At 71.2% G+C, this 14406-nt stretch carries 14 protein-coding genes; 1 reads left to right on the forward strand and 13 read right to left on the reverse strand.

Annotation, left to right across the window (positions count from 1 at the left end; all coding sequences use genetic code 11):
- Positions 1-68 precede the first annotated feature (68 nt).
- The 10 genes from IF54_RS0135900 to IF54_RS0135945 all read right to left on the reverse strand — a co-directional run bounded on the left by IF54_RS0135900 (position 69) and on the right by IF54_RS0135945 (position 9251).
- Positions 69-866, reverse strand: a complete 798-nt coding sequence (locus IF54_RS0135900; RefSeq protein ID WP_030326599.1) for a response regulator — start codon at positions 864-866, stop codon at positions 69-71.
- 32 nt (positions 867-898) lie between these two features.
- Positions 899-2254, reverse strand: a complete 1356-nt coding sequence (locus IF54_RS0135905) for a sensor histidine kinase (RefSeq protein WP_234439145.1) — start codon at positions 2252-2254, stop codon at positions 899-901.
- A gap of 64 nt (positions 2255-2318) precedes the next feature.
- Entirely contained in the window at positions 2319-3206 is an 888-nt protein-coding gene (locus tag IF54_RS0135910) for a DUF5936 domain-containing protein (RefSeq protein WP_107047940.1), read from the reverse strand.
- A 13-nt stretch (positions 3207-3219) separates the two neighbouring features.
- Entirely contained in the window at positions 3220-4164 is a 945-nt protein-coding gene (locus tag IF54_RS0135915; RefSeq protein WP_030326604.1) for a type II secretion system F family protein, read from the reverse strand.
- Between the two features lie 19 nt (positions 4165-4183).
- Positions 4184-5521, reverse strand: a complete 1338-nt coding sequence (locus IF54_RS0135920; protein ID WP_030326608.1) for a CpaF family protein — start codon at positions 5519-5521, stop codon at positions 4184-4186.
- 13 nt (positions 5522-5534) lie between these two features.
- A complete protein-coding gene (locus IF54_RS0135925; protein WP_030326609.1) occupies positions 5535-5894 on the reverse strand; it encodes a TadE family protein in 360 nt (119 codons plus the stop codon).
- A 10-nt stretch (positions 5895-5904) separates the two neighbouring features.
- On the reverse strand, positions 5905-6324 hold the full coding sequence (locus IF54_RS0135930) for a TadE/TadG family type IV pilus assembly protein (RefSeq protein WP_030326612.1): 420 nt from the start codon (positions 6322-6324) through the stop codon (positions 5905-5907).
- Positions 6321-7571: an AAA family ATPase gene (locus IF54_RS0135935; RefSeq protein ID WP_030326614.1), complete on the reverse strand. Its 1251-nt coding sequence runs from the start codon at positions 7569-7571 to the stop codon at positions 6321-6323. The genes IF54_RS0135930 and IF54_RS0135935 overlap by 4 nt, the downstream gene beginning before the upstream one ends.
- 9 nt (positions 7572-7580) lie before the next feature.
- Positions 7581-8288 carry a Flp pilus assembly protein CpaB gene (cpaB, locus tag IF54_RS0135940; RefSeq protein WP_030326616.1) on the reverse strand — a complete coding sequence of 236 codons (708 nt, stop codon included), beginning with the start codon at positions 8286-8288 and terminating at the stop codon, positions 7581-7583.
- 66 nt (positions 8289-8354) lie between these two features.
- A complete protein-coding gene (locus IF54_RS0135945; protein ID WP_030326620.1) occupies positions 8355-9251 on the reverse strand; it encodes a hypothetical protein in 897 nt (298 codons plus the stop codon).
- A 255-nt stretch (positions 9252-9506) separates the two neighbouring features.
- Here IF54_RS0135945 and IF54_RS0135950 point away from each other — a divergent pair, with 255 nt between their 5' ends.
- On the forward strand, positions 9507-11225 hold the full coding sequence (locus tag IF54_RS0135950) for a chitinase (protein WP_030326621.1): 1719 nt from the start codon (positions 9507-9509) through the stop codon (positions 11223-11225).
- A 7-nt stretch (positions 11226-11232) separates the two neighbouring features.
- Here IF54_RS0135950 and IF54_RS0135955 read toward each other — a convergent pair whose 3' ends face one another.
- The 3 genes from IF54_RS0135955 to IF54_RS0135965 all read right to left on the reverse strand — a co-directional run bounded on the left by IF54_RS0135955 (position 11233) and on the right by IF54_RS0135965 (position 14308).
- Positions 11233-11550 carry a hypothetical protein gene (locus tag IF54_RS0135955; protein ID WP_159002275.1) on the reverse strand — a complete coding sequence of 106 codons (318 nt, stop codon included), beginning with the start codon at positions 11548-11550 and terminating at the stop codon, positions 11233-11235.
- A complete protein-coding gene (locus IF54_RS41715) occupies positions 11547-11813 on the reverse strand; it encodes a hypothetical protein (protein WP_078852229.1) in 267 nt (88 codons plus the stop codon). The genes IF54_RS0135955 and IF54_RS41715 overlap by 4 nt, the downstream gene beginning before the upstream one ends.
- Before the next feature lie 1184 nt (positions 11814-12997).
- Positions 12998-14308: an Nramp family divalent metal transporter gene (locus tag IF54_RS0135965; protein ID WP_030326627.1), complete on the reverse strand. Its 1311-nt coding sequence runs from the start codon at positions 14306-14308 to the stop codon at positions 12998-13000.
- Between the last annotated feature and the right edge of the window lie 98 nt (positions 14309-14406).

The raw sequence follows: 14406 nt of genomic DNA on the forward strand, positions 1-14406 counted from the left end.
ACCCGCTGATCCTCGTCGGCGCAGGGCCCCTGGGCCCAAATCCGGGCCCAACCTCGGTTCGGCACGGGTCATCCCACCCCTCGGCCCGAACTCGGGGCGGTGCCGAGCCACTTCGCCGCCGCCTCCGCGCGACTGGTGCTGTGGAGCTTGGCGAAGATGCGGTTGATGTGGTTCTTGACGGTCTTCTCGCTGATGAAGCAGGCGGCGGCGATCTGCTGGTTGGTCATGCCGGATGCGATGAGGTTCATGATCTCCGCCTCCCTCGCGCTGAGTTGGAAACGCGACCGGTCCGAGGACGACTGTCCCACAGATGGTTGCAGTTGCGAAAGCACTTTGGAGGAAGTCAGAGAGAAAGGGGGAAGCGTGGGCCGTTTTGCGTGTGCATTCGCATCGCGGAGTTCTTGCAGCACGGCGCTCGCCGCCGTCGGGGTCAGATGGGTGACGCCCTGCGCCGTGTCCCGTACGGCCGTGGCGAGCTGGTCCGCCGTGAACTCGCCGTGGACCAGGTAGCCGTCGGCTCCCCCGCGGAGCGCCTCGCGGACGGTCTCCGGCTCTCCGCTGTACGTCAGCATCAGCACCGGCGCGATCGGCACGAGGTACGGCAGCACCGAGAGGCCGTCCACGCCCGGCATCCTGACGTCCAGGAGGATCACGTCGGGGCGGTGCCGGCTCGCGGCCTCGTACACCTCCCTGCCGTCCGCCGCCTCGGCCACGACGGTGATGCCCTCGTGGCCCGAGAGGAGGGCGGTGAGGCCCGCCCGGACCACGGGGTTGTCGTCGGCCACGACGATCCGGACGACGGGGGTCGGCGGGGCCGTCGGGAACAGCGCGAACGGGGTGACGGCGTGCTGGGGGTCGTTCTGCATGGCGCGGCCTCCTCTCGTGCTGGGGTGGGGGGTCATCGGTCCGCCTCCGCGGAGGGCAGGGGGAGTTCCAGGAGTACGTCGGTGCCCCGGTCGTTCGGGCCGTCGCCCAGGTGGAGGCGGGCACCCGCGGACGCGGCGCGTTCCACCATGCCGACGAGGCCGAAGTGGCCCGTCCTGCGCAGCTCTTCGAGAGTCGTGCCGGCGGGCAGGCCGCGGCCGTCGTCCCGGACGCTGATCCGGAGCAGGCCGTCCTCGACCTCCGCGCTCACCTCCACGCGGGTGGCCTCGGCGTGGCGGTGGGCGTTCTCCATCGCCTCCTCGGTGATGGAGAGGAGCTGACGGGCCGCGGCGGCCGGGACCGGGACTTCGGGGTGCGGGGCGACCGGGGGGCGGTAGGTCAGGGGGAGTCCGGTGCGGGTGCTGAAGTCCGCCGCCCGGGATGCCAGTTCATCGAGTACGTCGATGCCGTGGTCCTGGTCCCGGCGCAGGTCGGTGAGGAGTTCGCGGGATTCCGTCGCGGCTCTGCGGGCCGCCCTGGCCACGAGTTGTGCCTGCTGCCTGAGCAGGGCCGGGTCGGGGGCGGGGGCGGCCGCCGAGATCGCGAGGCCCTCCGCGGCCAGGGCCACGCCGTGCAGGGTCTTCGCCACCGAGTCGTGCATCTCCCTGGCCAGCCGCGCCCGTTCCTCGCTGATCGCCTCCGTCACCGCCAGGCGGGCCCGCACCGCGGTGAGTGCCCGGGTCGCCGTGCCGAAGCGGAGCAGGAGGCCGCGGAGGGTGGAGCCGACCGCTCCGGTGATCACACAGAAGCCGGGGAGCAGCAGGGTCTCCACGGGGGTGCGGTGCGTGTGCGGGAGCGCCGTCTGGACCAGGAGCAGGATCAGGGACTGGAGGGAGGCGAAGACCGCGGCGCCGCGCCAGCTGTAGGCGATGCCGGCAAGGAGGGGGGTGCAGACGCTGACGTACGCGAGGGTGGTGTCCGGGCCGGCGGAGATCAGCAGGAGGCTGCCGAAGAGGGTGTCGGCGGCGAGCAGGGTGGGGTGGCGCAGGAGGAGGGGGCCGAAGCGTTCCCAGTCCCGGAAGAGGGCGTACGAGACCATGAAGGTGACGACGACCGCGGCGCCGACGAGGCGGACGCCCAGGCCGGGGTTGGCGTTCAGGAGGGCGGCGGGGGCGGCCAGGGCGATCATCGCCAGGCGGAAGCCGAAGACCTGGCGGCACATGGCCTGGAGGGCGTTGACCTGGAGGGCGAGTGCGGGTGCGTTGTTCGAACCCGCACCGCCCGTGCCGTTTTCGTCGTCGGGTGCGGGTGGCCCCTGTGGGGGCTCAGCGCCGTCGGCGGCCGTGCGCCCGCGCCACAGGGCCCTGTGCGGCCTGCGTGCCTGCGTCATCGTCACCTCCCCGCCTCCGCCTCTCCCGTCCCGGCTCTCCCACTCCCCTGCTCCCTCACTCCCCCTAATCCCCCGTGATCGACCCGAAGTCCGTGCCCGAGCCCAGGAGCAGTCCCGCGGCCAGCAGCAGCATCGTGGCCGGGACCATGAACGTGGTGATCATCATCGTGGCCTTGGGGACCGCGCGAGCGGCCTTGCGGCGGGCGTTCTGCGCGTCGGTGCGGCGCATGTCCTTGGCCAGGGCGACCAGGGTGTCCACGATGGGCGCGCCCAGCTCCTCGCCCTGCTGGAGTGCCGTCACGAACATCGCGACCTGTTCCGAGTCGTTGCGCCTGCGGAGTTCCGCGAAGGCCTGGCGGCGGCTCACGCCCAGGTCCATCTGACGGAGCGTGATGCGCAGTTCGTCGGCCCAGGGGCCCTCGTACTTGGAGGCCACCCGGTCCAGTGCCTGGCGGAAGCCCAGGCCCGCGCTCACCACGACCGCCAGGACGTCCAGGAAGTCGGGCAGGGTGCGCTCGATGACGTCCTTGCGGACCCGGATCGCCGACCAGATGCCGACCTCCGTCCAGAACGCCCCGAAGGCCAGGAGCAGCAGGGCGACCAGGATCTGGCCGCGGAGCAGGAAGACCAGGAAGCCCAGGCCGCCGAGAAAGCCGTAGACCGCCCTGCGGGCCGCGTAGCGGTTGATGGTCAGGCCGCCGGGGTTGCCCGCGAGGTCGATCTTGCGGCGGTACTTGGCGACCTGCTTGGGGCCCATCAGGCGCAGGACCGCGGGGGCGTACCGCATGCCCATGCGGTCGACCAGGGAGTCCACCGCGCCGGTGCGGGTCGAACCCACCTCCAGCGCGAGCACCAGGTCGGCGGGCAGTTTCGCCTCCGCGCGGAACATGCGGATGCCGGCGAAGACGCCCCACACGCTCAGGGCCATCAGCAGGGCCAGTCCGAATGCGATCACGGCCACCCTCTCAGACGTCGACGCGGGACAGGCGGCGGATGAGGATGAAGCCCACCGCGTACAGGCCGAACGCGATGAGCACCGCGGCCTGCCCCAGCGGTGAGCCCGTCATACGGTCCAGCGCGCCGTCCCTGACGCCGTTCATCAGGAACAGCGAGCCGATGCCGAGGACGGGGACGGCGTACGACGTCATGTTCACCTGGGAGAGCTGGGTGCGGACCTCGCGCCGGGTCTCCTTGCGCTCCTCCAGCGTCTCGGTGAGGTTGCGCAGGGCGCTGACCACCTGGCCGCCGGCCCGGTTCGACAGGACCAGGGTCGTCACCAGGACCACCAGTTCCCGGGACGGAAGCCGTTTCGCCATCTCGTCCAGCGCGTCCTCCATCGACACCCCGAGGGCCAACTCGTTGGCGACCTTGCCCAGTTCCTCCCCGGCCGGGGCCTCCAGCTCCTCCGCCGCCATGCCGATGGCGGTGCGCAGGGCGAGGCCGGCGTGGGTGGCGTTGGCCAGGATGCGGGCCAGTTCGGGGAGTTGGTTGATGAACTTCTCGATGCGTTTCTGGCGCTGCCAGTTGAGGAACTGCACCGCCGCCCCGATGCCGAGAAGGCCGAGGATCGGGCCGAAGAAGGGGGCCAGCGTCTCCTGGCCGATCAGCCACAGTCCCGCCACCACGGCGAGCATCGCGGCGAAGAACTCCCCCGGCGTCACGTCCAGCCCCGTGGCCGCGAGCCGGAGTTCCAGCTGTCGGCCGAGCCGGGTGCGGCGCAGCCGGCGGTCCAGGTCGCGGAAGTGCCGGCGGCGGCCGGTGTACGGCACCTGCCCGGCCGCCGTCAGCCGGTCGACCAGGGCGGCCCGCTGGGCCCGGCCCTTGGCGTGGACGTGGACACCGACGACGGCGAGCACGCAGCTCAGCAGGGCTATGCCGGTGGTGAGATCGACTAGGGTCGCGAGGTCCATGGGGTGGTTCCTACCTGTCCTACCTGGCTTCTCGGATGGCCAACTGGCTTGCGGACTCGGCCACGCCGAAGGCCTGGGGCGTGGGCTGACTCGCCATGTAGAGGCGGTCGACGGTACGGCGGGGCAGCGGGAAGTACTCGAAACGGCCGTAGATCCGGCCGTCCGCCGCCATCGGCTGGGCGTTGAACCGGGCCACGGTCACCAGGCGGTACGGCTCGCTGCCGTGGCTGTCGAGCAGGGCGATCTCGGTGATACGGCGGGCGCCGTCGGCGAACCGGGTGAGCTGGATGATCACGTCGACGGCGCTGTTGATCTGGTCGTGCAGCGCCTCGAAGGGGATCTCCACCTCCGACATGGACGCCAGGGTCTTGAGCCGCATCAGCGCGTCCTCGGCGCTGTTGGCGTGCACGGTGGCCAGCGAGCCGTCGTGGCCGGTGGACATCGCCTGGAGCATGTCGAGGGACTCGCCGCCGCGGACCTCACCGACGACGATCCGGTCGGGGCGCATGCGCAGGGAGTTGCGGACCAGGTCGCGGATGGTGACCCGGCCCTGGCCCTCCACGTTGGGCGGGCGGGACTCCAGGCGGACCACGTGCCGTTGCTGGAGCTGGAGTTCGGCCGAGTCCTCGATGGTGATGATCCGGTCGCCCTCGGGGATCAGCCCGGAGAGCGCGTTCAGCAGGGTGGTCTTCCCGGTGCCCGTCGCGCCCGACACGATGACGTTGAAGCGGGCCTGCACCAGACCGGCCAGCAGGTACAGCATGTGCTCGTCGAGGGAGCCGAAGCCGGCCAGTTCCTGGAGGGTGTACGAGCGGGGGAAGCGGCGGATGGTGAGGATCGCGCCGGTCAGGGAGAGCGGCGGGATGATGACGTTGACCCGCTCTCCGGACGGCAGGCGCGCGTCGACCATCGGGTTGGTCTCGTCCACGCGCCGGTTGACCGTCGAGACGATGCGCTCGATGGTCTGCATCAGCTGGTCGTGGGAGGGGAAGCGCAGCGGCAACTGCTCGACCCGGCCGCCGCGTTCGACGAAGATCGAGTCCGGTCCGTTGACCATGATCTCGGTGATGGAGGCGTCTTCGAGGAGTGGCTCCAGGATGCCGAGGCCGAGGGCCTCGTCGACCACCCGCCGGATCAGCTGGGAGCGTTCGACCGTCGACAGGACCGGGCCCTCGCGGCTGATGATGTGTCCGAGCACCCGCTCCAGACGGGCCCGGCGTTCGGCCGCCGCCAGCGAGCTCATCTCCGCGAGGTCGATCTCCTCGAGGAGCTTGGCGCGGTAGGAGGCGACCAGGTGGCCGTCCTCGCCCCGGCTGCCGTTCTCCTCGGGGGTGTTGATGCGGGACCGCAGGCTCATGGGGGTACCTCGTTCAGTGGTCGAGCGGCATGGTGGCGGTCTTGACGGCGGGGTCGAAGCTCCATCCGGGGACGATCGACGGGATCTGGACGGTGGCGGTGACGGTGACCGAGCCGTCGCCGCCGCCCTCGATGCAGTTGACGGACAGCCAGTCGCTGATCGCGTTGGCACAGCCGTCCTGCGCGCTCAGGTCCAGCGAGGCGGCCCGCGCCCCGGCCCTGGCGGCGGTGCCGGCCTGCTGGGCGGTGTACGCGATGAGCCCCAGCTGGACGACGGCCATGGCGACGAGGATCAGGATCGGGATGAAGCCGAGGTATTCGATGGCCACCTGACCGCGGTCGCGGCGCCCTGGGCTCCGTCGGGAGTACGACATCTCAGACATCTCAGTCCCGGTCCTCCTCCACCGCGCCCGCGTGGCCGTCGACCTGGAAGGGGAAGGCGAGGGCACCCGGGAACAGGACGGGGACCCTCAGGTGGACATCGGCGGTGACATAGCCGCCGCCGGTGCTACAGCTCACCTGTCCGCTCCAGGCGCCGGGCAGGTCGTCCCGTCCGGCCTGTTCGCACGCGGCCTCCCGCTCCCCCGGCGCCGCCGCCGTGGCGGCCCGTACCGCCTTGTCCGCGGCATTCCCCGCGAGCGTGAAGGTGTACCCCAGCAGCACGAACTGCCACAGCAGCACCAGCGTGACGAGGATCAGCGGGGTCATCCCGAGGAACTCGATCGTCACCTGCCCCTCGTCGCGGCGGAACCGCTGGAGCGCCGGGGCACTCCGGCGGCACGGCTGGAGCGCCGGGGCCCTCATCTCCCCAGCTCCTTGCGTCGCCGGAAGGTCAGGGAGCCGCGGTCGCGGCCGCCGTTGCGGTGGGAGTTCGACTCCGTGCCCTTGACCAGGCCCAGTTCGCCGGCGAGGGTCCACAGGGCCTGCTTGACCGTGCCCTTGGCGTCGAGTTCGTGGACCCGGCCCGCGTCCACCGCGCCCTGGAGTTCCTTGAAGTTCGCGGGGATCACGGTCGCCGCCACGCCCGTTCCGGTGATCTTCTGGATGAGCGGGGGCTGGATCTCCGTTCCGCGGCTGTGCCGGTTGACGACGACGGTGGTCTCCTCGGCCTTGCGGACCTGGAGCCGGTCCCACATCCGTACGGCCCGCTTGGCGCCGCGCACGGCGACCACGTCCGGGGTGGTGACCAGCAGGGCCGTGTCGGCCATCTCGACGACCGCCGCGCCGGCCCCGCTGAGCTGGGCCCCGCAGTCGACGACGACGATTTCGTAGCGGGAGCGCAGGGCGGAGACGATCTGGCGGGCGGCGCGCTCGGTGACCTCCTCGCCGCGTTCGCCCTCGCCGGGGGCGAGCAGCAGGGCGAGGCCGGTGTCGTGCGGGAAGACGGCGTCGGCGAGGACGCGCGGGGAGATGTCGGTGATGGCGGCGAGGTCGACGACCGAGCGGCGGAACTGCACGTCCAGGTAGGAGGCGATGTCGCCGGTCTGGAGGTCCAGGTCGAGCAGGGCGGCGCTGCGCCCGGAGGCCTGTGCGGCGAGGGCGAGCTGGATCGCGGTGGTGGTGGCACCGACGCCGCCCTTGGCGCCGCTGACGGTGACGACGGTGCCGCCGACACCGGTGAACACGTCGGTGGCGGCGCCCAGGTGCCGTCGTACGCCCACCGACCACTGGGCGACCGCGTGCACCCGGGTGGCGAGTTCCTCGTAGCCGAGCGGGAGGGCGATGAGGCCGCGGGCGCCGTAGTCCATGGCGGCCTGGAAGAGGCCGGGGCTGACGTCGGAGGTGACGAGGATGACGCCGACGGCCGGGAAGCGCAGGGCGACCTCGCGGATCAGCTCCAGGGCCGGGACGGGGCCGATGCGCTCATGGACGACGACCACTTCGGGCAGCTCGTCGATCGACTCGGACGCCAGGCGCGCGAGGGTGTCGATGAGCTGGGTGGAGTCGGTGACGGGGGTGACCGGTTCGGCGTCAGGGAGTTGGCTGAGCAGTGTGGTGAGGGAGCGGACCGCGTCCGTGTCGCCGACTGCCGGGAGGATCCTCGTGGGCATGGCGGCCTCTCACTTGTCCTTGGTGAGTTCGTACGTGCGGTCCTGCTCCGGGATGGTGCCGGTCTCCCCGGGGGCGACCAGCGCGAGCCGGACGCGCTTGGCGAAGGACTCGGCGTACGTGAGGCGCTGGGCGTCGAGCGCGCTGAGCGCGAAGGTGATGGGGACGGCCTTCGTCGCCTCGCGGGTGCGCTCGTCGGCGTCCGGCTGGAGCGCGGTGATCTGGCCGACGTCGAGGACCTGGGCGTTCGTCACGATGATCTTGGACTGGTCGGGGTCGCCCTCCTTCTGGCCCTCGAAGGTGGCGTAGACGTTGACCCGGGAGTCGGCCGTGATCTTGCCGGCGACGCCGGTCGCCGCGTCGATCATGATGGCGACCTCCTGCTGCCCGGGCCGGAGGGCGGGCTGGTCGACGACCATGTCGCTCTGGAGGAGCGAGCCCTCCTTGAGGGTCGTCACGGCGATCTTGTCCTGGATGCCCGCCAGATCGGTGATCGCGTTGGGCGACAGCCAGCGCTTGGGCATCTCCGTCTTCTCGAACTGCGCCGCGGTGAGCCGGGTGTACGGCTTGATGTCGTCCTTGACCTCGTACGCCGTGACCTCGGGGCCGACCTTGGACTTCACGTCGTTGATGACGGACAGCACGCCGGCGAAGGCCGCGAGGGCGCCCAGGACCGACAGGAGCAGGAGTATGACGCCGCGGCGCTGACGGGAGTTCATGAACCGTACAACCTCGTTGGGGGGCTCGGTCGAGCGGACTCGGGGACGGGGGCGATCCGGTACGGCTCACCCGGCGGGCAGTTGGTGCTGGTGTGCGCGCTGCTGGTGCAGTTCGGGTACGGGCGCCACCGGTGCGGTGGCCGAGCAGAAGACGCAGCGGTCTCCGATGACGTCGATACCGCACCAGTGACAGATGTTCTGCCGTACCGAGGTGACCAGTTGGTAAAGGACGGACAGGTCGGGCAGGAAGGTGCAGAACTCGATCAGCTTGGAGGTGCCCCACCACTCGGCGGACTCGGCGGGCAGCGGGGCCTCCCGCAGCCCCTGGATCCGCCAGGACGTGGCGAGGTCCCCGGAGACCCAGTCGGACTGGAGCTGCCCGCGGGCGACCAGCATCGAGGTGGCGAACTCCGGTCCGGCGAGCGTGGCGTCCGGGGCGATCCGCACGAGCTGCGGCTGCGGGTGGGCGAGGACGGCGAACTGGCTTCCCGGAACCCATGACTTGGCGTGCGACTTGAGCCCCACGGGGACCCGGTCGAGCCTCGCCACCGAGCCGAGCAGGGCACCCGCGTGGAGGTAGTGGGTGAGCAGCCGGCCCGCCGAGGCGAGGACGCCGGGGCTGAGGTCGCACGAGGCGAGCTGCCTCAACTGGCGGGCCAGGACGGCGATGCCGAGGGGCGGCAGATCCGGCTGGAACAGGGCGATCCGGTCGCTCTCCAGCAGGGACCGCACGGTTCGCAGCCGTTGGTCGACCGCGGGGGGCACGGCACGGGAGTACACGACGATCACATGGCCGTGCTGGTCGATCAGTGTCTGGAGCGCGGCGAGCGAGTGGTCCAGCGGCTGCCGGTCGAGGCCGTCGAGCACGACGGCGGGCAGGGTCCGCTCGTCCTGCGCCGGCAACGCCATGTCGGCTCCGGTCACTGCGATGGCAGTTGGCACGCGCAGCTCCCCGTATCCCATGCCCGAGGGTCCGACGGATCACTCCGGCACACCCGGTCGACTTCACTGCGTGACTACCTGAGCACTGTAACCACGGCTCTGTGACCGGAGAACAGCGATTCTGTGACTTCCTGGCCAGCCCTCGGGTTCAAAAGCGGGCGATTCCTGCCTAGATGGGGCGCACTTGCCACGTGCGTGAGCCGGAGAAACGCACGGTGCGCATCCAACGCCGTCACCCTCCTTGACAGAAGATTGGTCTGGACCAACTCTCTTGTCATGCCCATACTCAGCAGAACACGGCGGCTGGCATGCGGGGCGACGACCGTCGCCACGACGCTCGCCCTGGGGGCCCTCGCCCTGGGGGCCCTCGCCCTGGGGTTCGCGCACCCCGCCTCCGCCGCCGACATCAACAACGCGAAGAACGCCGGCTTCGAGTCCGGCCTGTCGGGATGGACCTGTTCCGCGAGCAGCGGTACGACCGTCTCCTCCCCCGTGCACGGCGGCTCGGCCGCGCTGAAGGCGACACCGGCCGGGCAGGACAACGCGCGCTGCACCCAGACGGTCGCCGTGAAGCCCAACTCCACGTACACGCTGAGCGCGTGGGTGCAGGGCGGCTACGCCTACCTCGGCGCGACCGGCACCGGCACCACGGACGTGTCGACCTGGACCCCGGACTCCACCTCCTGGAAGCAGCTGACGACCACCTTCACGACCGGCTCCGCCACCACCTCGGTGACGGTGTACACCCACGGCTGGTACGGCCAGGCGGCGTACTTCGCGGACGACGTGTCGGTCTACGGCCCCGACGGCGGCGGTGGCGGCGACCCGGCCCCTACGGTCCCCTCGGTGCCGGGCGGCCTGACGGTGTCCGGTACGTCGTCCTCGTCGGTCTCGCTGGCCTGGAACGCGGTGTCGGGGGCGACCGGGTACACCGTGTACCGCGACGGCACCAAGGTCACGGCGGTGACGGGAACCTCGGCGACCGTGACCGGGCTCGCCGCGTCGACGTCGTACGGCTTCCAGGTCACGGCGACCAACGCGGCGGGCGAGTCGGCGAAGTCCGCGACCGTGACGGGCCGGACCACGGCCACGGGCGGTGGCGGCGGCACGGTGCCGAAGCACGCGGTCACCGGGTACTGGCAGAACTTCAACAACGGGGCGACGGTCCAGAAGCTGTCGGCCGTGCAGGCGCAGTACGACATCATCGCGGTGGCGTTCGCGGACGCGACGACCACACCGGGTGCCGTGACCTTCAACCTGGACTCGGCCGGGCTCGGCGGCTACACCGTCGACCAGTTCAAGGCGGACATCAAGGCGAAGCAGGCGGCGGACAAGAAGGTCGTCGTCTCGGTCGGCGGCCAGAACGGCACGGTGTCGGTGAGCGACCCGACGTCGGCGGCGAACTTCGCGAACTCGGTGTACGCGCTGATGCAGACGTACGGCTTCGACGGCGTCGACATCGATCTGGAGAACGGGCTCAACGCGACTTACATGTCACAGGCGTTGCGGTCGCTGTCAGCGAAGGCGGGGCCGTCGCTGGTGCTGACGATGGCGCCGCAGACGATCGACATGCAGTCGACGTCGAACGCGTACTTCCAGACCGCGCTGAACGTGAAGGACATCCTCACGGTCGTCAACATGCAGTACTACAACAGCGGTTCGATGCTCGGCTGCGACGGCAAGGTGTACTCCCAGGGCTCGGTGGACTTCCTGACCGCGCTGGCCTGCATCCAGCTGGAGGGCGGCCTGTCCCCGTCCCAGGTGGGCCTCGGCCTGCCGGCCTCCACGAGCGGGGCGGGCAGCGGCTATGTCTCCCCGACCGCGGTGAACAACGCGCTGGACTGCCTGACGAAGGGCACGGGGTGCGGCTCCTTCAAGCCCTCGAGGACCTACCCCGACCTCCGCGGCGCCATGACCTGGTCGACGAACTGGGACGCGGCGGCGGGGAACACGTGGTCCAACGCGGTGGGGCCGCATGTGCACGGGTTGCCGTAGGGGGTGATCAGGGTGGGGGCGGGTTGTCACCCTGAATGACCGGCACGACCGGCCGTCCCGTCTCCGCGATCGTCGGGCTCAGCTCGCGCGCGCCCGTGCCCTGGAGCGTCACCAGGCCGGAGTGTGCGGGGTCGATCGTGTGGTCCGGGCGGCTGTAGCGCACGATGCTCGTCACCGTCAGGGCGATCGGTGCCCGCGTATCGCGCACCCGCGAGAAACGGGCGCCGAGCCGGACGGGGCCTCGGAGGCAGCGCACGACTGCCGTCGCTTCCGTGGCGTCCGCTCTCCACAGCTCATGGATCTGGAGTTCGGCGTCCACTGTCACCCCAGCGGGCGGTAGTACCCGAGGACCGGGGCCAGTTGGGCGAACCAGGTGCCCAGCAGGTCCCGGCTCTTCGCGTCCACGACGCACTCGTAGAAGCGTCCGTCTAGGTGGATGACGGCCATCATCAGCGTCTTGCCGTTGGGGCCGGCCTTGTAGTGGACGCTGCGGATCTCGTGCCAGGGGAACTCGGCGGACCGCCCGTGATCCTCGAAGGCGACGCCGGCGGAGTCCACGACGACGGAGTTGTGCCGGTCGACCGCCATGAACTCCGGCCCTTCGGAGGGCGGTTGGGGTTGCTGTGGGTACGGCGGAGGCACGGGATGCGGGTACGGCGGCGGGGCGACGGGGTGGCCGTACGGGGGCGTCGCGGGGTGGCCGTACGGGGGCGTCGCGGGGTGGCCGTACGGGGGCGTCGCGGGGTGGCCGTACGGAGGGGGTGCCGGCTGACCGTACTGGGGGGACGCCGGGGGCGCCGGAGGGCCGAAGCCGGGTGTCATGGGAGCCGGCGGACCGAAGCCGGGGTGGGCCCCGGGAGGGGGCGGCGGGGTGGGAGCCGGGGGCGGCTCGACCGGGGCCGCCGAAGCCGGGGGCACTTCGACCGGGGCGTGCGAGCCCAGGGGCGCCTCGACCGGCGCCTGCGGGAAGGCGGTCGGCGGAGCTGGGGGCGCCTCGACCGGCGCCTGCGGGAAGGCGGTCGGCGGAGCTGGGGGCGCGTCTGCGGGAAGGCGGTCGGCGGCTCGACGTGGGTCGGCGAAGCGCTGTCCGCTGGGGTGGCCGCCCGCGCCGAGGGGGCGGGCGGGGCGATGAGCCAGTCCGCTTCCGACGGGGGCGCCTCAGGCTGTGCGACGGCCCCTGACGACATCGGAGCCGCGGCCTGCGGATCGGTGGACGGCCATACCGGAGCAGCGACGGGCGAGGCGGCGGGTGGCCTGTCCGCAGCAACGGCCTCCGAACCCTCGGCCGGAGCGGGGACGGGCGGGGCGATGAGCCAGTCCGCTTCCGGCGTGGACGCGTCGGGCTGTGCGACGGCCGCCGGCGCGACGGGGTGCGGTGAACCCGGCGCGGCGGCGTTCGGCGGGACCGGAGCGGGCGGCTGCGGATCAGCGGAGGGCCACACCTGAGGGGAGACCTGCGGCTCGGGGGCCGGCCCGTTCGGAACAGACGCCTGCCGATCTGCGGACGGCCGTACCGGAGCAACGGCATCCGAGGCGGTGGCCGGCGTGTACGGGGCGGAGGCCGGTGGGGTCGCGTTCGGGGTGGGGGCCGGTGGGGTCGCGTTCGGGGTGGGGGCCGGTGGGGTCGGTCCGGAGGGAGGCGGTGGGGTGGTCATCTGCGTCGGCCCTCGTCGGTGGTGTGGTTCCCGTCGGCCGAGGATATCCGGCCCTCCCGGCAGCGGACGCGGGGACGGCCCCGGCCGCACCTGCCCGCCCGCCTCTCCCCCACCACGTCAGAAGAACTCCCCCCACGGCTGGTCCCAGATCTGCTTCACGCACAGCGTCAGGAACAGCAGGCCCGCGATCGCCAGCATCCCGTTGCTCAGCGGGCCGTTGCGCCATTCCCTCGGGGTGCGGGCCGAGTTGAGGAGCCAGATGAGGGTGCCGGCCAGGAAGGGCAGGAAGGCCGCGCCCAGGACGCCGTAGAGGATGATCAGGCGGAAGGGCTGGCCCTGGAAGAGCAGGACGATGGGCGGGAAGGTCAGCCACAGCAGGTACGCGCGGAAGGGCCACGAGCGTTCACGGGTGCCGGAGGCGACCTCCTCCCCCTTCTGCGCGCCCTGGCCCCGGAAGCGGGCCACGAAGTCCGCGAACATCAGGCTCACCCCGTGCCAGACGCCGATCAGCGAGGTGAAGGAGGTGGCGAAGAAGCCGATGAGGAAGAACTTGGCCGTGGCCGCGCCGTACTCGTCCTCCAGGATGTCGCTCAGCTGGATGAGCCCCTTGTCGCCGCTCGCGATCGCCACGTTGGCGGAGTGCAGCAGCTCCGCGCCGACGAAGAGCATGGCGATGACGAAGATGCCGGTGGTGAGGTAGGCGACCCGGTTGTCCAGGCGCATCACCTTCATCCAGCCCGTGTCGGTCCAGCCCTTGGCGTTGACCCAGTAGCCGTACGCGGCCAGCGTGATGGTGCCGCCGACCCCGCCGATCAGGCCGAGGGTGTTGAGGATCGAGTCGTTCTCGTCGGGCAGGACGGGCAGCAGGCCCGCGAAGGCGTCCGCCAGGTTAGGGGTGACCCTGATCGCCAGGTACACCGTCACCACGAACATGACGCCCACCAGGACCGTCATGACCTTCTCGAAGACCGCGTACTTGTTGAACCAGACGAAGACCAGCCCGACCAACCCGCAGGCCACGGCCCACAGTTCGAGCTCCATCACGTCCGGGAACAGCGCCTGGAGCGGCAGCGCGCTCGACGACATCGCGGCCGCGCCGTACACGAAGCCCCAGACGACCACGTAGACGGCGAAGAACCAGGTGGTCCAACGGCCCAGGCTCGCCCAGCCGTCGAACAGGGTGCGGCCGGTGGACAGGTGCCAGCGGCCCGCCGCCTCCGCGAGGGAGATCTTCACCAGGCAGCCGATCACCGCCGCCCACAGCAGCGTGTAGCCGAAGTTGCTGCCCGCGATGAGCGTGGCGACGAGGTCACCGGCGCCGACGCCGGTCGCGGCGACGACGATGCCCGGTCCGATGTACCGCCAACTGGCCTTGCGGGGTACAGAACTCGCCTCACCGGTCACTGTGTTGTCCGTGGTGTCCGCCATGAAGGTCAAGAAACCCTAAAGATCTCGGACCGGCAAGAGGGCATGCGGTGAAGAAGCGCGAGCCCCCACCCCTCCGGCGGCCCGCGGACCCCGGCCCT

The sequence above is a fragment of the Streptomyces sp. NRRL B-3229 genome, from assembly GCF_000719505.1.
Lineage (GTDB): Bacteria > Actinomycetota > Actinomycetes > Streptomycetales > Streptomycetaceae > Streptomyces > Streptomyces griseorubiginosus.